Origin of the sequence: Actinocorallia libanotica, assembly GCF_039525175.1 — a bacterium.
Lineage (GTDB): Bacteria > Actinomycetota > Actinomycetes > Streptosporangiales > Streptosporangiaceae > Actinocorallia > Actinocorallia libanotica.
Map to the genome: position 1 here is coordinate 117,185 of NZ_BAAAHH010000022.1, position 17,956 is coordinate 135,140.

The 17,956-nt window shown below is 72.6% G+C and carries 17 protein-coding genes; 8 read left to right on the plus strand and 9 right to left on the minus strand.

Features of this window, described 5'->3' with window-relative positions; genetic code table 11:
• Nucleotides 1–60 precede the first annotated feature (60 nt).
• From ABD140_RS24610 to ABD140_RS24620, 3 genes are all read right to left on the minus strand, one after another.
• Entirely contained in the window at nt 61–1,497 is a 1,437-nt protein-coding gene (locus ABD140_RS24610) for an LCP family protein (protein WP_344243325.1), read from the minus strand.
• A 101-nt stretch (nt 1,498–1,598) separates the two neighbouring features.
• On the minus strand, nt 1,599–2,192 hold the full coding sequence (locus ABD140_RS24615; RefSeq protein ID WP_425544146.1) for a LuxR C-terminal-related transcriptional regulator: 594 nt from the start codon (nt 2,190–2,192) through the stop codon (nt 1,599–1,601).
• 29 nt (nt 2,193–2,221) lie between these two features.
• On the minus strand, nt 2,222–3,361 hold the full coding sequence (locus ABD140_RS24620) for an ATP-binding protein (RefSeq protein ID WP_344243327.1): 1,140 nt from the start codon (nt 3,359–3,361) through the stop codon (nt 2,222–2,224).
• Nucleotides 3,362–3,482: 121 nt separating this feature from the next.
• Between ABD140_RS24620 and ABD140_RS24625 the strand changes: the two genes are divergently transcribed.
• Both ABD140_RS24625 and ABD140_RS24630 read left to right on the plus strand, forming a co-directional pair.
• The gene (locus ABD140_RS24625; protein ID WP_344243328.1) at nt 3,483–4,805 is read left to right on the plus strand and encodes a PspC domain-containing protein; all 1,323 of its coding nucleotides are present in this window, start codon (nt 3,483–3,485) and stop codon (nt 4,803–4,805) included.
• Nucleotides 4,792–4,983: a hypothetical protein gene (locus tag ABD140_RS24630; protein WP_344243329.1), complete on the plus strand. Its 192-nt coding sequence runs from the start codon at nt 4,792–4,794 to the stop codon at nt 4,981–4,983. The genes ABD140_RS24625 and ABD140_RS24630 overlap by 14 nt, the downstream gene beginning before the upstream one ends.
• A gap of 15 nt (nt 4,984–4,998) precedes the next feature.
• Here the strand turns inward: ABD140_RS24630 and ABD140_RS24635 are convergent, their stop codons facing one another.
• Nucleotides 4,999–5,412, minus strand: coding sequence for a cupin domain-containing protein (locus ABD140_RS24635; RefSeq protein WP_344243330.1), 414 nt, complete (start codon nt 5,410–5,412; stop codon nt 4,999–5,001).
• A 231-nt stretch (nt 5,413–5,643) separates the two neighbouring features.
• Between ABD140_RS24635 and ABD140_RS24640 the strand changes: the two genes are divergently transcribed.
• Nucleotides 5,644–6,561 carry an SRPBCC family protein gene (locus tag ABD140_RS24640; RefSeq protein WP_344243331.1) on the plus strand — a complete coding sequence of 306 codons (918 nt, stop codon included), beginning with the start codon at nt 5,644–5,646 and terminating at the stop codon, nt 6,559–6,561.
• A gap of 9 nt (nt 6,562–6,570) precedes the next feature.
• On the opposite strand, the gene ABD140_RS24645 is transcribed toward ABD140_RS24640, so the two are convergent.
• The 3 genes from ABD140_RS24645 to ABD140_RS24655 form a co-directional block, all read right to left on the minus strand.
• The gene (locus ABD140_RS24645; RefSeq protein ID WP_344243332.1) at nt 6,571–9,924 is read right to left on the minus strand and encodes a bifunctional glycosyltransferase/CDP-glycerol:glycerophosphate glycerophosphotransferase; all 3,354 of its coding nucleotides are present in this window, start codon (nt 9,922–9,924) and stop codon (nt 6,571–6,573) included.
• Nucleotides 9,925–9,969: 45 nt separating this feature from the next.
• Nucleotides 9,970–10,134 carry a hypothetical protein gene (locus ABD140_RS24650; protein WP_344243333.1) on the minus strand — a complete coding sequence of 55 codons (165 nt, stop codon included), beginning with the start codon at nt 10,132–10,134 and terminating at the stop codon, nt 9,970–9,972.
• A gap of 97 nt (nt 10,135–10,231) precedes the next feature.
• Entirely contained in the window at nt 10,232–11,134 is a 903-nt protein-coding gene (locus ABD140_RS24655; RefSeq protein ID WP_344243334.1) for a LysR substrate-binding domain-containing protein, read from the minus strand.
• 120 nt (nt 11,135–11,254) lie between these two features.
• On the opposite strand from ABD140_RS24655, the gene ABD140_RS24660 reads away from it, so the two are divergent.
• The 3 genes from ABD140_RS24660 to ABD140_RS24670 all read left to right on the plus strand — a co-directional run bounded on the left by ABD140_RS24660 (nt 11,255) and on the right by ABD140_RS24670 (nt 12,891).
• On the plus strand, nt 11,255–11,809 hold the full coding sequence (locus ABD140_RS24660) for a peroxiredoxin (RefSeq protein WP_344243335.1): 555 nt from the start codon (nt 11,255–11,257) through the stop codon (nt 11,807–11,809).
• Nucleotides 11,810–11,811: 2 nt separating this feature from the next.
• Nucleotides 11,812–12,348, plus strand: coding sequence for an alkylhydroperoxidase, AhpD family (gene ahpD / locus ABD140_RS24665; protein WP_344243336.1), 537 nt, complete (start codon nt 11,812–11,814; stop codon nt 12,346–12,348).
• Nucleotides 12,349–12,429: 81 nt separating this feature from the next.
• Nucleotides 12,430–12,891: an NUDIX hydrolase gene (locus ABD140_RS24670; protein ID WP_344243337.1), complete on the plus strand. Its 462-nt coding sequence runs from the start codon at nt 12,430–12,432 to the stop codon at nt 12,889–12,891.
• Here the strand turns inward: ABD140_RS24670 and ABD140_RS24675 are convergent.
• Entirely contained in the window at nt 12,879–13,865 is a 987-nt protein-coding gene (locus ABD140_RS24675) for a zinc metalloprotease (RefSeq protein WP_344243338.1), read from the minus strand. The genes ABD140_RS24670 and ABD140_RS24675 overlap by 13 nt on opposite strands.
• Nucleotides 13,866–14,065: 200 nt before the next feature.
• Here ABD140_RS24675 and guaA point away from each other — a divergent pair, with 200 nt between their 5' ends.
• Nucleotides 14,066–15,622, plus strand: a complete 1,557-nt coding sequence (guaA, locus tag ABD140_RS24680) for a glutamine-hydrolyzing GMP synthase (RefSeq protein ID WP_344243339.1) — start codon at nt 14,066–14,068, stop codon at nt 15,620–15,622.
• On the opposite strand, the gene ABD140_RS24685 is transcribed toward guaA, so the two are convergent.
• Nucleotides 15,606–16,208, minus strand: a complete 603-nt coding sequence (locus tag ABD140_RS24685; RefSeq protein WP_344243341.1) for a TetR/AcrR family transcriptional regulator — start codon at nt 16,206–16,208, stop codon at nt 15,606–15,608. The two genes, guaA and ABD140_RS24685, sit on opposite strands and share 17 nt — an antisense overlap.
• Before the next feature lie 175 nt (nt 16,209–16,383).
• Here ABD140_RS24685 and ABD140_RS24690 point away from each other — a divergent pair, with 175 nt between their 5' ends.
• On the plus strand, nt 16,384–17,946 hold the full coding sequence (locus ABD140_RS24690) for a succinic semialdehyde dehydrogenase (RefSeq protein ID WP_344243342.1): 1,563 nt from the start codon (nt 16,384–16,386) through the stop codon (nt 17,944–17,946).
• The last annotated feature ends 10 nt before the right edge of the window (nt 17,947–17,956 follow it).

Genomic DNA, 17,956 nt, shown 5'->3' on the forward strand with positions numbered 1-17,956 from the left:
TCGGTCCGCACGGACCGGGCACCGGGGCCCTCATGTTCGCGCGGGTTCCGGCCGCGGGCCTCAGCCGCAGGTCTCGGCCAGGGAGTCGGCGTTCTCGTCCGGCGCGCCCGGAGTGCTCGTGGCTCCCGGGGTGTCCGTGGCGCCCGGGGTGGCCGAGGAGGTCGTCGCCGCCGGCCTGGTCCGCGGGGTGCTTCCGGGCTCCGCGGCCGGGGTGGCCACCGCGGTCGGCCGCACCGCCGGGCTGCTCGCCCCGGCCTTGGCCGAGGGGCGGGCGATCGCGGCGACGACCCGCGCCTTGATCAGCTCCCAGTCCGGGTTCGCGGTGCTGATCAGCGGCGGGACGAACTGGATGCTCTTGATGTCCGAGCCCTTGATCCGCCGGGAGAGGTCGATCACCTCGGGCAGCACGTCCCGCGGCAGGTCGGTGGAGACCGCCCGCTTCGTCGCGCTGGCGATCTTGTGGAAGCGGGTCAGCAGAGTGGACGGGTCGGCCTGCTGGGACAGCGCGTACAGCAGGCACTTCTGCCGCGACATGCGGTGGTAGTCGTCGCTGTTGGTGCGGGTGCGCCCGAACCACAGCGCCTGCTCGCCGGTGAGGTCCTGCACCCCGGCCGGGATCCGGCCCTCGCTCTGCCTGCCGTAGATCAGCTCTTCCGGCACGTTCATCCGGATGCCGCCGACGGCGTCGACGAGCTCGGCGAAGCCCTTCATGTCGACCATGATGTAGTAGTCGACGCGCAGGCCGAGGACCCCGCCGACGGTCTGCTTCAGCAGGGTCGGGCCGCGCTTGCCGTCGGCCACGCCGGGCACGATCTCCCGATGGTCCTCGGCCCACTGGAAGACCTCGTTGAGCAGGCCCGGGGTGGTGGCGTCGTTCGCGCCGGTGAACCCTTCGGGGAAGGCGGCGCGGGACACCTCGGTGGGCATGGGGACGCGCTCCAGGTTGCGGGGCAGGCTGAAGAACGTCGTCGCGCCGCGGGTCACGTCGATGCTGGCCACCGTCATGCTGTCGGTCCGCACCCCGAACCGGTTGGGACCGGCGTCGGCGCCCAGCAGCAGCACGTTCACCCGCTTGCGGCCGTTGAAGGGCCGGTCGCCGCCCTCCTTCTCGGCGAACACGTCGGTCACCAGGTTCTTGGAGACCCGCACCAGCTCCACGCCGTAGGCCAGCGGGGCGAGCACCAGGGCGCACAGCACGATCACCCCGGCGACGGCCAGCCGGCCGCCCTCGGCGACCAGCTGGTAGGAGCGGATGATCACGGCGCACCAGATCATCCCCACCAGGATCAGGGCGGCGGTCAGCGCGTCCAGCCAGACGGGCTGCACCAGCCAGGAGGTGAGCTCCTCGCGCAGCGGCCAGGCCAGCAGCACCGCGGCCACCAGCAGCGCCAGCTCCAGGACGAGCAGAAGCGCGCCCGTCACGCGCCGGCCGGTGCGCCAGTGCGCGGTTCCCCACACCGCAGCCGCGGCCAGGGTGATCAGGAATGTGCGCTTCATCCTCGAGAACTTACCGTTGGCAACAAATCAATAACCATTAAACGGGGCAACCCTGCATATGATGCTGATCTCCCTGAAAAGGTTCACCCCCCGATCCGGGATCAGATCAGCCTCCGCGCCGCCGCCCACCTGCTCAGCTCGTGCCGGTTGGACAGCTGGAGCTTGCGCAGGACGCTGCTCACGTGCGTCTCGACCGTCTTCACCGAGATGAACAGCTCCTTGGCTATCTCCTTGTAGGCGTACCCGCGGGCGATGAGCCGCAACACCTCCCGCTCCCGGGCGGTGAGCTGGTCGAGCTCCGGATCGGCCACCGGCGCGGCGGTCGCGCTGAACGCGTCGAGCACGAAACCGGCGAGCCGCGGCGAGAAGACCGCGTCGCCCTCGGCCACCCGGCCGATCGCGTCCGTCAGCTCCGGGCCCGAGATCGTCTTGGTGACGTAGCCGCGGGCCCCGCCGCGCACCACCCCGATCACGTCCTCGGCGGCGTCCGACACCGACAGCGCGAGGAACCTCGTCTGCGACGGCAGCACCCGCCGCAGCACCTCCACGCCCCCGCCGCCCGGCAGGTGCACGTCCAGCAGCACCACCTCGGGCCGGGTCTCGCCGATCACCGCGACCGCCTCGTCGACGTCGGCGGCCTCCCCCACCACCTCGATCTGCGGGCCCAGCTCGGCCTTGACCCCGGTGCGGAACATCTGGTGGTCATCGACCAGCACGACCCGTGTCACTTCTTCAGCTCCAGCCTGATCTCGGTGCCCTCGCCCGGTGCGCTGCGCACCCGCGCGACGCCGCCGTGCCGTTCCATACGGCCAATGATCGACCCTCGCACACCCATCCGGTCCGCGGGGACGCCTTCGAGATCGAAACCCTTGCCGCGGTCGCGTACGAAGACCTCCAGCTCCTCCTCCGTGACCTCGGCGTACACCGAGATGGAGGGGGCCTCGGAGTACTTCGCCGCGTTCACCATCGCCTCCCGCGCCGCCTGGACCATCGCGCTGATCCGCTCGTCCAGCGGGCAGTCGCCGACGCACACCACCTCGACCGGCACCCCGTGGGTGTCCTCCACCTCCGCCGACGCCTCCTTGACGGCGGCCGCGAACAGCTGCGAGGAGTCCGACTTGGGCTGGTACAGCCAGGCGCGCAGCTCCCGCTCCTGGGAGCGGGCCAGCCGCGCCACCTCCTTGGGGTCATGGGACCTGCGCTGGATCAGCGTGAGCGTGTGCAGCACCGAGTCGTGGATGTGCGCGGCCACCTCCGCCCGCTCCTGGGACCTGACCCGCTCGGCGCGCTCGGCGTCGAGCTCCTGCCAGAGCTTGACCAGCCAGGGGGTGAGGATCACCGTCACCCCGGTGAGGATGATCGCGGTCGCCAGCAGCACCTGCGGGATCTGGTGCGGGCTGACCTGCTGCACGAAGAACCCGCCGACCCCGCTGACCACCAGCAGCATGCCCAGCAGCCCGCGCCACCACATGCCCCGCGGCAGGGTGCTCCAGCGCTCCCGCTGGTCGCGGTCGGTCTGCTGCCACAGCAGCGCCGCGCCCACCCCGACCACCAGCACCGGCCACAGGGCCAGTTGGGCCAGCCCCGACACCCCGGTCACCGCGCTGAGCCCGGCCGCCAGCAGCGCGTACGTCACCAGCTGCACCATGTCGCGGCCGCCCCGGGGCTCCTCGCGCTCGGGGAGCAGCAGCCAGAAGGCGGCATAGGCCGCATAGCCATAGGGTCCGGCGGCGAGCAGCGCCACGAACGCCAGCCGCACCGCCAGGGGGTCGAGCCCCAGATGCCTGGCCAGCCCGGCGCAGACCCCGGCCACCAGCCGGCCGTCCTTGGCCCGGTCGAGCCTGGCGATGCCGTCGGAAGTCATGCTCAGATCGTCACATCTCTCGCGCGCATGTGCATCCGGGACCTCCCCCGATCCCGTTCTCAGGGTCGTCTCAGGGTGACCCCGGATACCGCGGAGGCCGCATATGCATGAGCATGGACGCATGACCCCCGACAGGTTGTCCCGGAGCCGGGAAGGACGCATCATCGGCGGCGTGTGCGCCGGGCTCGGCCGCTACACCGGGATCGACCCCCTGGTCTTCCGCGTCGGTTTCGCCCTCCTGGTGTTCGCGTCCTGGTTCGGCCTGCCGCTGTACGGCTTCGCCCTGGCGCTCATGCCGGCCGAGGACGGCAAGGCCGCCCCGCTGGAGCGCATGACGGGCAGGCTCCTCGCCGGCGCGACGGCCCTGACCCTGCTCGGAGTGCTGCTCTGCGCCGGGATCCTGCTCAGCCTCACCGGGCGGGGCCTGCTCAACGGCCTCTCCGGGGACGCGCCGGCCGCCCTGGCGATCGTCGTGCTGATCGCGATGACCGCCCAGGCCCGGGGCGTCGACCTCGTCGCCGCGGTCCGCACCCTGCCCGACCGGATGCGCGGGGAGCCCCTTCCCGAGGCGCAGGCCCCGCCGCGGCCTCCGGCCGAGGTCCCGTCGGAGAGGTCCACCGCAGGGTGGATCGACCTCGCCACGCTCCAGCCCTACCGCCCGGACCCCCCTGGAAAGGAGGACGGCGTGCCCGTCGCACCCCCGCGGCCCTCGGGCGCCACCGCCCCGATCGACCTCACGAAGACACCGGCCGACCCCGCTGCCCCGCTCACGCCCTCCGTACGGCCCGAACCCTCATCCTGCTCCCGGGGCGGTGCTCTCGAACGCTCCCGCAAACGGCCTCCGGTGCTCGCCGGGGTCACCCTGCTCCTGGCGTCCGCGGCGGGCGCCTCCTCACTCGCCTTCACCTCCGGCCTCCCCGAGATCGCGTCCCTGCAGGTGGCGTTCGCCACCGCGCTGGCCGTCGTGGCGCTCGGCCTCGTCATCGGGACCTGGGCCGGCGGGACCGGCGGGCTCGTCGCCGTCGGGGCGCTGCTGTCGGTGGCGCTGATCGGCAGCGGCACCGCCGCCGACGTGCGGGACGGCGCCCGCTTCGGCGACGTCTCCTGGCGGCCCGTGGACCCCAACGCCACCCAGCCCTACCGGATCATCGCGGGCAAGGGGGTGCTCGACCTCACCGCGCTGCCGCTGCGGGACGGCGAGCGCTACCGCGTCTTCGCCGAGGTCGACCTCGGCGGCCTGCGCGTAGTGCTGCCCGCCCTCGCCCAGGTGGAGCTGCACGTCTCGACGGGCCTGGGCGACGTCACCGTCGACAAGCGGATCACCAGCGGCCCCAAGGCCAGGGTCGAGCGCACGCTCCCGGGCGTCGGCGCCAACCCCCCGGTGCTGGAGCTGCACGTCAAGGGCCGCCTCAGCGACCTGGAAGTGGTCCGTGGGCAGATCTAGGACCGACTGGGGAGCCCTGGCGGCGGGCGTGCTGTTCCTCGCCGTCGCCGGGCTCTTCCTGTACACCGTGGTCAGCGGGGACGAGGTGCTGCCGTTCGGCTACCAGGTCGCCGCGTTCGCGGCCGCCTTCGTCCTGGTCCTGCTCCTGCGGTCGCTCTCCGGCCGCCCCCGCGCGTAGCCGCCCCCGGCGCGGCTACACGTAAAGGTGCAGGGTGACGGCGTAGGCGGCGCCGGGGTTGACGACCTCGTGCATGCGGTCGCCGGCCTGGACGCGCACCCGGTTGGCGCGCAGCGGGCGGGCCACCGCGCCGTCGCCGCCCACCGCCACCTCGGCCAGCTCGCCCGCGATCACGCTCATGATCTGCGCGGCGCCGCCGTGGTCGTGGGCGGGCAGCCGGTACCCGGGCGGCCAGGTGATCAGCCACAGCCCGTCCTCCAGCTCGACCCGCACCCGCTCGGCGGGGTCGAACCGCACCAGGTGCCACCATGCGGCGGGCCGTGCGGCCGCCTCCCGGACGCGGGCGGCGAGCTGCCCGACGGTGGGCGGCGCGCCGGTCCGGCGGACCTGGTCGCGCATGGTGATGTCAGGGAAAGTCTCGGTCTTCAAGACGGGAAGATCCTTCGGCTGGTCTCCGGGGCTGCGGCCCGCACGGAGGGAACGGCTGACTGGCGGAGGCGGTCAGCGGCGACAACACGAAGACGGCGCGCCACCGGCGTGGCCGAGACACAGTGCGCGCGTGAACATGCTGAGCATGCTACCCGCTCCCCCTGCCCGCACACGTCGTTATCACCCGTCCCGTTGGCACGGGTGTCCCCACGGGACATAAGGTCGCCTTCAGTGTCATTCCTGGAGGTCCCCATGGAGCTCGACCACGAGTTCACCGTCGCCACGGACGCCGACACCGCCTGGCCGGTGCTCCTGGACGTGGAACGCCTGCACCCGCTGATGCCGGGCGCCGTCTACGAGTCCGGGTCGGACGGGGAGTACCGCGGCAGGCTGAAGGTCAAGTTCGGCCCCACCACCATCACCTACCGGGGCACCGTCCGCCTCGCCGTCGTCGACGACCTGACCCGCACCGCCATCCTGGAGGTCTCCGCCCGCGAGGCCCGCGGCCAGGGCACCGTCACCGGCTCCTTCCAGGCCGTCGTCCTCCCCGCCACGGACTCCTCCGCCCGCGTCGCCCTCCACACCCGCCTCACCTTCACCGAAGGCCGCGCCGCCACTCTCGGCGCCTCCCTCGTCCACGACACCGGCGCCAAGCTCCTCACCCGCTTCGCCGCCAACCTCAACACCCTCCTCACCACGGCACCCGAGCCGAAGCCCGTGCGACCCGAGCCCATCACGACCGAGCCCGAGCGGGCAGAGTCCGCCGCCCCCACGGAGCCAGAGCCCATCGTGGTCGAGATCGAGCAGGCGGCACCCGCCGCCACCGCGGAGCCCGGACCCATCGCCTCCGCGGAGCCGGAGCCCATCGCGGCCGAGCCCGAGCGGGCAGAGCCCGTCGCCGCCGCGGAGCCCGAGCCCGTCGTGGTCGAGCGGGCAGAGCCCCTCGTCTCCGTGGAGACCGTGGAGGCGGAGGTCTCGGTGGAGGCTCGTTCCGGCGCCGCCGGGCGGGTGGCGGAGCGGGGCGGGGACGACGCGCTGGAGTTGTACGAGCTGACGGAGCGGGCCGGGCGGCTCAGGCGGGTGCTGCCGCTGGTCGGGGTGCTGGTGCTGCTGCTGGTGGTGGCGCGGCGGCTGGTGCGGCGGGACTGAGCGGGGCCGTCACTTCAGGCCCAGGTGGTCCAGGACGCGGGCGGCGGCCCAGCCGTCGTCGTGGGGGCAGTACCGCTCGACGAAGGCGCGGTGCCGGTCGGCGGTGTCCTGCGGACGGGTGAGCGCGTCGATCAGCTCCTCGGTGTTGGCGACGACGGGGCCGGGGGCCGGGGCCTGGGGGTCGCCTGAGAGCAGGACCGCCGGGCGGCCGGTGGCGGCGAAGTCGGCGAGGGCCGGGAAGTGGCCGGTCACCAGCACGTCGGCGGCCAGGCACAGCTCGGTGAGGTCCGGCCAGGACGTCACGTCGCGCGCCGCGGCGGCACGGGGCCGGTCCCCGAAGGGGTGGGGCGCCCGGGACAGCAGCACGTGGCCGTCGCCCAGGGCCGCGGCGAGGCGGTCGAGGTCGAAGACGGGCGGGTGCCCCGGCCGGCCGTTCGGACCCGGCGGAACGTACAGCACGACCCGCGCGCCCTCCGGCACGTCCAGGGCGCGGCGCAGCCGCAGCGCCGCCTCGGACGCCTCCAGCCGGTGCAGCGGATCGGTGCGGGGGCGGCCGGTGGCGAGGATCTCCCCCCGGTAGCCGAGCGCCTCCCGCAGCTCGTTCTCGGCATGAGCGCCGGAGGCCAGCAGCAGGCTCCACCGGGGCACGTCGTACTCGCGCCAGGACGGGCCCGCCTCCCGGCGCAGGGCCGCCTCCAGCCCCTCGCCCCCGGGCGTCCCGAAGGGCGCGCCGTACCAGCCCTGCACGTACGTCTGGCCGGAGGCCGCGGTGTACCAGGGCTCCTGGACGAAGTTCCCGAAGACGTACCGGGCGCAGGCCAGCGCCTCCATGTGCTCGCGGCCGCCCGCCTGGACGAGCCGCGCGCCCTCGGGCGCGGGGAAGGAGCCGTCCGCGCTCACCCACACGCACTCCACGCCCAGCTCCCTGCGCCGCAGCTCCTCGAAGAGGGCGCGCGGGTCGCCGGAGTACTCCCGGCCGCGGTAGGAGTCGAAGAGCGCGAGGTCGCGGACGCCCTGGGCGCGCCGCTCCCGGTAGACCGTGCGCAGCAGGACGCTCCGGGCGTACCGGCCGCGTTCGTCGCCGTGCGGCCCGGCCTTGACCCGCAGCTCCAGCGCGTCCAGCCGGTAGAGCTCGGGCGTGTACTCGTGCGCGCCGCACACGCGCGGCCCGGGCAGGGCGCGCAGGGCGTCGCGGGCGACGAGCACCGCGGCCCCGTCCAGGTGGAGCGTCCACCGGCCGCCGCCCAGCGCCGTCTCGCCGAACGGGCGGGGCATGCGCTGCGGCCGCAGCTCCGCGGTGAAGCCCTCGTCCCGCCACTCCACGGGGATCCGGTGCTCGTCCCCCGTCCGCCGGTGCCGCAGCACCAGCTCCGCCGACCGCTTCCGGCCCAGGTAGGAGCCGGAGAGCTCCAGCAGCCCGTCCCCGGCCCAGGCCACCTGGCGCACCACCGGCCGCGGCCGGCGCACCAGCAGGCGCAGCACCCCGTGCCTGGTCCGGCTCACCGCCACCTCCCCGCCGGGCGCCGGGTGGGCGCCGTCGGGGCAGTCGACCTGCACCCGGAATCCGCCCAGGCGCACCTCCCACGCCCCGGTGGACAGGCAGCCGCCCGCGGCGACGGGCACCTCGACCCGGAAGCGCAGCCCGTTCACCTCCACGCCCAGGCGCACCCGGGCGTCCTTGCGGGCGAGCACCATCTGCAGCGGCCCCAGCGGCGCCCGCGTCAGCGTGCCCTCCAGGACCAGCAGCCCGCCTTCGAGCCGGTGCGCCACGAGCGTCGCCTCCTGCGGGCGCACCCGCAGCGCGTACTGGCCCTCGTCCTCGCCCGCCTCCACGCGCAGGACGGCGTTCATCCGCTCCAGCCGGACCGCCGACGGCCACTTCTGCACCGTCCGGCGCGGCGCGGCCGGCGTGCTCCGCAGCCGCACCCCCTGGTTGGTCACCTCCACCTGGAGCCGCCAGTCCGAGGGGCGCATCCGGCCGAGGATCCGCAGCGACGAGGCGGGCACGCGGGCGCGGAAGCCGGAGCGGTCGTAGCACACGAGGTCCTGCCCGGAGTCGGCGGTGACGTCCGGCCGGTCCACCCGCTCCAGCGGCACCCGGATCCGTCCGAACCTGCCCTCCGGCCGCAGCCACAGCCGGATCCGTGACTCCTCGGCCTCCAGGTGCCTGATGTAGGCGTGCCCCTCCAGCTCCAGGACGTCGCCCGCCCAGGAGGCGCGGTCGATCGCGGACACCACCTCTAGCTCGCGCGTCACGTCGCACAGGCCGTGCGGCACGGTGTCGGCGAAGGGGTAGGCCGCGTGCCAGTGCCTGCCGTCGCGCACCACGGGCACCGCGCGGCTCCCGCCGGCCTTCTGCGACAGCAGCAGCTCCCGCAGGTCCGACAGCCTCTCGGTGCGCAGCAGGTGCAGCCGCAGCCGCTGGTAGGCGGTGAGCTCGCCGGCGCCCTCGTGGCCCAGCTCCCCGGCCAGCCGGACGGCCAGGGCGGTGGCCTCGGCCAGCGCCGCGGCGTCCGCGCCGGTCGGCGGCGCGCCGTCCCCGGCGGTCAGCGCGCTGAAGAACACCCGCAGCTCGATGCCGAGCAGCACGTGCCGGTCGTAGGCGGGCACCAGCCCCGGCGCCCGCACCCCCAGCTCGTGCCGCACGCACTCGGCGGAGCGCAGCCGCTGCAGGAGGTTGGCCGGGTCGTGGCGCTCCTCGGTGATGGAGCCCGGCCGCCTGCGCCAGTGGTAGACGGTGTCGGCCAGCACGTCCACGGCGCGGGCGACGGCGTGCGCGGTGAGCACGACCGGCGGGTCCTCGTACAGCCCGGCCGGGAAGGTGAAGCCGTGCTCGTCCCAGAACGAGCGCCGGTACACCTTGTTCCAGGGGGTGCGGTCGCGCACCAGCAGGGTGTGCTCGCCGGCGCGGGTGCGCTCCCGGGGCTCGGTGAAGATGTCGCGGTGCAGCGACGACTGCCACGTCCTGCCCTCGGACATGCGCTGGACGTTGCCCGTGGCGAAGTCCGAGCCGGTGCGCTCCAGCGAGCGCACCAGCAGCCGGTAGGCGTCCGGCGGCACCACGTCGTCCCCGTCGGCGAACGCGAGGTACCTGCCGGTGGCGTGGGCGACGCCGGCGTTGCGGGCGGGGCCCGGCCCGGCGTTCTCCTGCTGGAGGAGCCGGAACCGGGGGTCGCGCTCGGCCATCGCCTTGGCCGCGACCGCGCCGTCGTCGGTGGACCCGTCGTCCACCAGGACCACCTCGAGCTCCGGGTAGGTCTGCCCGGCCAGGGAGCGCAGGCAGGCGGGGAGGTAGCCGGCGACGTCGTGGAAGGGCACGATCACGCTGAGCAGGGGTGACGGGGAACCACTCCGAAGATGCATCACAGCCTCCTGGGACCTGGGACCGGGGAACGTGGCCGGCACCGCTCAGCGGCGGCCCAGCAGGTGCCGCATCCGCATCGGCCGGGCCAGCAGCCACTCGTCGTCGAGGTCGGCGGGGTCCGTCCCCGCGTGCAGGAGGTCCTCGGCCATCACCAGCTCGGCTTCGGTGCGCCGGCCGTGCACGGAGAGGTCCATAGGAGTCTTTGCCATGAACATGCCCCCCAGAATCATCACGTTGAGCAATCATTCTGTACCTCAAAGTGAGGATCGGGCGGCACGTTGACAACTTTTCTCGCAGCCCGGGGTTTCAGGCGCTGACGCGGACCCGCCAGCCCCGCTCCCGCACGGCCCCGCGCACCACCTCGGCGAGCAGCGCGAACTCCCGCGCCCGTGGCGAGGTGGCCCGGTGCACCAGGCCGATCGCGCGCCGCGGCGCGGGCCCGTCGAACCGCCGGATGGTCATCCCCTCTCGCGCGGTTTCTGAGGGAACCGCCGATTCTGGGAGCAAAGTCACACCGAGTCCGCCCGCCACCAGCTGCACCAGCGTGGTGAGGCTGGTGGCGTACGTCGCCGCGGCGGCCCGCGCGCCGACCTCCCGGCAGACCTCCAGCGCCTGGTCGCGCAGGCAGTGGCCCTCGTTCAGCAGCAGCACCTCGAAGTCCCCGAGCGCGTCCCGCGCCACCGGCTCGTCCACCTCGTAGCCGCTGGGCGCGGCCAGCAGGAAGTCCTCCTCGTACAGCGGCAGCTCCAGCAGCCCCGGCGCGGTGACCGGCAGGGCCAGCACCACCACGTCGAGCCGGCCCGCCATCAGCTCGGCCGTGCAGTGGGCGGTCTGCTCCTCGCGCACGGACAGCTCCATCCGGGGGAACGCGCGCTGCAGGGCGGGCAGGACCGTGGGCAGCAGGTAGGGCGCCACGGTCGGGATGGCGCCCAGCCGCAGCGGGCCGCTGAGCGGACCCTGGTCGGCCGCGGCCTCCTCCGACAGCCGGTCGAGCTCGGCCATGACCACCGCGGCGCGCCGCGCCACCCGTTCGCCCGCCGGGGTCAGCAGGACCCTCCGGGTGGTACGTTCCAGCAGCTGCGTGCCGAGGGAGTCCTCCAGCGCGGCGACGGCGCCGGAGAGCGCGGGCTGGCTCATGCGCAGCACGGAGGCCGCCTCGCGGAAGTGCAGGTGTTCGGCCACGGCGAGAAAGGCCCGCAGCTGGGCCACTGTCGGGCGGCTGATAAGGAACTCCTATCACTGACATCCCGGGGGGCTGATTTCTCACATGACGATACCTGCGAGATCCTGGTTGCCGACCACCCGTCTCAGTCCTTGAGGGAGTGCCCTGTGCTTACGATCGGTGACCAGTTCCCGGCCTACTCGCTGACCGCCTGCGTCTCGCTCGACGCCGACAACGCGTTCGAGACGATCGACGAGAAGTCCTACGAGGGCAAGTGGCGGGTCGTGTTCTTCTGGCCCAAGGACTTCACCTTCGTCTGTCCCACCGAGATCGCCGAGTTCGGCCGGCTCAACGAGGACTTCGCCGACCGCGACGCCCAGGTCCTGGGCGTCTCCACGGACAACGAGTTCGTGCACTACAACTGGCGCAAGAACCACGAGGACCTGCGCGACCTGCCCTTCCCGATGCTCTCGGACCTCAACCGGGACCTGTGCAACGACCTGGGCATCCTGACCAAGGACGGCGTCGCCCAGCGCGCCACCTTCATCGTCGACCCCGACAACGAGATCCAGTTCGTCATGGTCACCGCCGGTTCCGTCGGCCGCAACGTCAAGGAGGTCCTGCGGGTCCTCGACGCCCTGCAGTCGGACGAGCTGTGCCCCTGCAACTGGAACAAGGGCGAGAACACCCTGGACGCCGGCAAGCTGCTCGCGGACGCCTGACCATGAGCATCGACAGCCTGAAGAACGCCCTTCCGTCCTACGCCAAGGACATCAAGCTCAACCTGGGCTCGGTGACCGGCACCTCGCAGCTGAGCGAGCAGCAGCTGTGGGGCACGGTGCTGGCCACCGCGCTGTCCACCAAGAGCGCCCAGGTGATCGCGGCGGTCTCCGCCGAGGCCGGCGACTACCTCAGCGCCGAGGCGTTCGAGGCCGCCAAGGCCGCCGCCGCGATCATGGCGATGAACAACGTCTACTACCGCTCGACCCACCTCATCGGTGACGAGACCTACTCCACCCTCCCGGCGAAGCTGCGCATGAGCGTCATCGCCAAGCCGGGCGTGGAGAAGGTCGACTTCGAGCTGTGGTGCCTGGCGGTCTCGGCCGTCAACGGCTGCGGCCGCTGCCTGGAGTCCCACGAGAAGGTCCTCCGCGAGGCGGGCATGTCGCGGGAGCTGGTCCAGGAGGCGCTGCGCATCGCCGCCGTCGTCAACGCCACCGCCGCCGTCCTGGAGGCGGAGAAGGCGCTCACGCCCGCCTGACCGGTCGATGACGCCGAAGGCCCCCGGGGGAGGACGCTCCCGCGGGGGCCTTCTCGCGTGCGCGGCCGGTACGGTGGGCCGATGGACGATCTGCCGGCCACGCTGTGGCGCAGGATCCGCGGATCCCACCAGTGGCGGCTGCTGTGGCTGGCCCACGCGAAGTTCAACTGCGGGATCACCGGCGTCGTCCGCGCTCCGGACGGCCGGGTCCTGCTGCTGCGCCACCGGCTGTGGCCCCTGGACCGCCAGTGGGGCTTCCCCACCGGCTACGCGCGCGCCGGCGAGCGCCACGAGGACACGATCGCCCGCGAGCTGCGGGAGGAGACGGGCCTGTCCGCGGAGGTCGGGCGGCTGCTGAAGGTGACCAGCGGGTACCGGCTGCGGATCGAAATCGCCTACGAGGCCGTCCTGACCGGCGGCCTGGAAGGCCTCCGCCTGGAGCGGCGCGAGATCCTGGAGGCGCGGCTGTTCCCCCCGGACGAGCTGCCCGAGGGCGTGCTCCCGGCCCACCGCGGGCTGCTGGCCCTGGCTCAGGGGCGGTAGCGCGCCCAGGCGTTGCGCATCCGCTCGGCCTGTCCCCGGGTGAACTCGGTCATGCACTTGTCGTGCGCGTAGTCCATGAAGTTGTGGATCGGGTCGCGCCCCCAGGCGGGGCAGCTGTCGGGCGCGTTCTTCGGGCAGCCCTCGGTGGGCTCCTTCTGCGACGGGGTGTCGCCGACGAGGTCGCCCGCCGCGCACCCGTCCTGGTCGGGGTAGTTGCGGCCGAAGGTGTGGTAGAGCCCGAGCCAGTGGCCGACCTCGTGCACCGCGGTGTACCCCAGGTCGTAATCCTTGATCTTCCCGCCGGGCAGGCTCCCGTGGTGGATGACCAGCCCGTCGAGCACCGGGTTCTTCTTGTAGTCCCACGGCATGCTCGCCCAGCCGAGCAGCTCGGTGCCCAGGTCCGCGGTGTAGATGTTGAGCGTGCTGTCGCCGCCCCTGCGCAGCTTCTTCTTGAAGGCCTTCTCGTACCGGCGCGGCTGCTTGAACCAGTTCTTGTTCTTCGTCCAGGTGATCTGCTTCAGGTAGAAGTTGATCCTGGTGTCGACGCCGCCCTTCCTGCCCTGGTAGGCCGCGTCGAGGACCTTGATCTGCTCCTTCAGCGCCTTCTTGGTGAGCTTGCCCTTCGTGCCGTTGTGCAGCACGTGGAAGCGGACCGGGACGTGGATCCACTTCTTGTCGCCGGTGGCGCGCAGCAGCTTCCCGGTGATCTTCTGCCGGTCCAGCTCCCGCTCGACCTGCTCGGCCACCCGGGCGCTCACCCGCGAGCCGGGCTCCGCCACCCGCGCGCCCTGGCGCACCCGCGCCTGGGAGTGCGCGGCGCCGTCGTGCGCGTGCGGCGCCGCGCCGGTGACGCAGATCTCACTCCGCTCCGGGGACAGGGCCGCGGCCGGTGCGGGCGCCTGCCCGATCCGGGGAACGGAGGCGGCCGCCGCGACCGCCAGACCGAGCACGGCGTACTTCCCTGCGCGCTTCACGGAGCTCCTCGGGGGGACGGGTGGGGCGGGGGTGACTCAGGCCGCCACCCAGGGGGAGTTTGATGAAGAATGTACAAGAACCTACCTGGAGAAAACCGGCGGACCTCGAACGTTCCGGGCACCTCCGGGAGCAGCGCTCACGCACGGTGGGAGCCCGTAGACTGTGGTCACTCCCTGTCTTCGCCGCGAAAGGCTCTCCCGTGCCCGTGACCGAACAGTCGTTCGACACTGTTCTCGTCGTTGACTTCGGCGCGCAGTATGCGCAGTTGATCGCCCGGCGTGTCCGGGAATGCCAGGTGTTCAGCGAGATCGTGCCGTCCACCATGCCCGTCAGCGAGATGCTGGCCAGGAAGCCCAAGGCGATCATCCTGTCCGGCGGACCCGCCTCGGTGTACGAGCCGGGCGCCCCCGCCGTGCCCGTGGAGATGTTCACCTCGGGCGTCCCGGTCCTGGGCATCTGCTACGGCTTCCAGGCGATGACCCAGACCCTGGGCGGCGTGGTCGAGCGCACCGACGTCGCCGAGTACGGCCGCACCGACCTGGACGTGCTGGGCGGCTCGCTCTTCGACGGCCTCCCCCTGGCGCAGAAGGTGTGGATGTCGCACGGCACCTACGCCAGCCGCGCGCCCGAGGGCTTCAAGGTCACCGCGACCACGGCCGTCACCCCGATCGCCGCCTTCGAGAACCCCGAGGCCGGGCTGTACGGCGTGCAGTTCCACCCCGAGGTGCTGCACACCGAGCACGGCAAGACCGTGATGAAGCGCTTCCTGGAACTGGCCGGGGTCCGCCCGAACTGGACGATGGTCAACATCGCCGAGGAGTCGATCGAGCAGATCCGCCGCCAGGTGGGCCGCGGGCGCGCCATCTGCGGCCTGTCGGGCGGCGTGGACTCCGCGGTGGCCGCCGCGCTGGTCCAGCGCGCCATCGGCGAGCAGCTGACCTGCGTGTACGTCGACCACGGCCTGATGCGCAAGAACGAGTCCGAGCAGGTCGAGAAGGACTTCGTCGCCTCCACCGGCGTGAAGCTGCACGTGGTGGACGCCGAGGAGCGCTTCCTGTCCGCCCTGGCCGGAGTGCGGGACCCGGAGGAGAAGCGCAAGATCATCGGCCGGGAGTTCATCCGGGTCTTCGAGGCCGCGGCCCGCGAGATCTCCGCCTCCGAGGACGTGGAGTTCCTCGTCCAGGGCACCCTCTACCCCGACGTGGTGGAGTCCGGCGGCGGCACCGGCACCGCCAACATCAAGTCCCACCACAACGTCGGCGGCCTGCCCGAGGACCTGCAGTTCTCCCTGATCGAGCCGCTGCGCGCCCTGTTCAAGGACGAGGTGCGGGCGCTGGGCGAGCAGCTCGGCCTGCCGCCGGAGATCGTCTGGCGCCAGCCCTTCCCCGGCCCCGGCCTGGGCATCCGGATCATCGGCGAGGTCACCCGCGAGCGGCTGGACCTGCTGCGCGAGGCCGACGCCATCGCCCGCGAGGAGCTCACCCGCGCCGGGCTCGACCGCGACGTGTGGCAGTTCCCGGTCGTGCTGCTGGCCGACGTGCGCTCGGTGGGCGTGCAGGGCGACGGCCGCACCTACGGCCACCCGGTGGTGCTGCGCCCGGTCAGCAGCGAGGACGCGATGACCGCCGACTGGTCGCGCCTGCCCTACGACCTGCTGGAGCGCATCTCCACCCGGATCACCAACGAGGTCCGCGAGGTCAACCGCGTGGTCCTGGACGTCACCAGCAAGCCCCCGGGCACTATCGAGTGGGAGTAGGGGGAGCGCCCAGCACCAGCCGCATCGCGCTGTCGTAGAGCCCGGCCGGCACCCGGTCGGGGTCCAGCAGGTGCTGCAGCGCCAGGCCGAGCTCCAGCGCCATGGCCAGGACCGCGCGGTCCTGCGCCGGCAGGGCCGGCCCGCCGTCCCCTCGCGCGCCGTCCGGATCCGCTCCGGGCGGCGCGTCCCGTTCCAGCCGTTCGGCCAGCTCGCTGCGCTGGCACTGGTACCAGTCGGCGATCCGCCAGCCCGCCGAGTAGTCGCGCATCCCGTACAGCCAGAACTCCACCAGGAGCTGGCCCAGCAGCCGGTCCTCGTCGTCGTCGCCGTCCCAGCGCCGGCCCAGTCCCTCGCCGTGGGTGGTGCACCGCTCCAGGAGGGCGAAGAGCAGGTCGGTCTTGCCGGCGAAGTTGGAGTACACCGCGCCCTTGGTGAGCCCGGCCGCGCCGGCGATGTCGTCCAGGGACGCCCCGTGGATGCCGCGCTCGGCCCACAACCGCTGGGCGGCGTCCAGGAGCGCGTTGCGGGTCCGCGACCGCTTCTCCTGGCGGCCGGCTCTCCCGTTCCGTCGTGTGGAAGCAGTCATGCGCGCCCCTTCCCTGAGATTCTCTCCTTTCAGATACACCGGGGGGCCCCGGTCTTTCTCGTCTTTTCCGATGTGGATCGTTCCAAGGTAGTGATCTGTTCCACTGTGACCGGGTGGCCATATGGTGTTACTTGCGGGTATCCAAACCTGGCCACTCGGTCATATGCTGACCGGCATGGCAACCCAGACGGCTTCCTCCCGCCCCCTGTCCGACGCTGTCATCGCCAGGATCACCGCGCTGGTGAACTCCTCCGGAGCGACCACCGTGATCAACGCGCCGTTCACCGGCGAGCCCCTGGCCACCGTGCCGCTCTCCGCGGCCGGGGACGTGACGCAGGCGTACGCCAAGGCCCGCGCCGCCCAGCGCGCGTGGGCGCGGCTGTCCCCCGCCGAGCGGGCGCAGCCCGTCCTGCGCTTCGTCGACGCCTTCATCGCCCGCCGCGACGAGATCCTGGACATCCTCCAGTGGGAGACGGGGAAGGCCCGCCGCCACGCCTTCGAGGAGTTCCTCGACGTCACCCTCGGCCCGCTGTACTACGCGCGCCGCGCCGCGAAGCTGCTGGCGCCCCGGCGCCGCCAGGGCGCCTTCCCCCTGGCGGTGAAGACCTACGAGTTCCGCCAGCCCAAGGGCGTGATCGGCATGATCACCCCGTGGAACTACCCGATCAGCATGGGCGTCGGCGACACCATCCCGGCCCTGCTGGCGGGCAACGCCGTCGTGCACAAGCCCGACACCCAGACCGCGCTGAGCGTCCTGTGGTGCGTCGACCTGATGATCGAGTGCGGGCTGCCCCGCGACCTGTGGCAGGTCGTCGTCGGCGAGCCCGGCGAGATCGGCGACGAGCTCATCGCGAACGCCGACTACATCGCCTTCACCGGCTCCACCCGCGCCGGACGGCTCATCGCCGAGAAGGCCGCGCCCCGGCTCATCGGCTACTCCCTGGAGCTCGGCGGCAAGAACCCGATGGTCGTGCTGGAGGACGCCGACCTGGACAAGGCCGCCCGCGGCGCCGTCCGGGCGTGCTTCAGCAACGCCGGGCAGCTGTGCATCTCCATCGAGCGCCTCCTGGTGCACGAGAAGGTGTACGACGCCTTCCTGGAGAAGTTCGCCGCCGCCACCAAGGCGATGAAGCTCGGCTCGTCCCTGGACTTCGAGCCCCAGATGGGCTCGCTGACCTACCCGCGCCAGCTGGAGGCCGTCACCGCGCACGTCGAGCAGGCCGTCAAGGCCGGGGCCACGGTCGTGGCGGGCGGCAGGGCGCGGCCCGACCTCGGCCCGCTGTTCTACGAGCCGACCATCCTCACCGAGGTCACCACCGAGATGGACCTGTGCGCCAACGAGACCTTCGGGCCGGTCGTCAGCGTCTACAGGTTCGCCACCGAGGAGGAGGCGATCGAGCGCGCCAACGACACCCACTACGGCCTGAACGCCTCGGTCTGGACCCGCGACCTCGCCCGCGGCCGCCGCGTCGGCTCCCGCATCCAGGCCGGGACGGTCAACGTCAACGAGGGCTACGGCGCGGCCATGGCCTCCCACGACGCCCCCATGGGCGGCATGAAGCAGTCCGGCGTCGGCCGCCGCCACGGCGCCGAGGGCCTGCTGAAGTACACCGAGGCGCAGACGCTGGCCACCAGCCGGTTCATGGAGCTGGACGCCCCTCCCGGCGTGCCCTACGCCAAGTACGCCGACCTGCTCACCTCCTCCATCAGGACGCTCAAGCGCCTGCGGCTCAAGTAGGGGACGGACC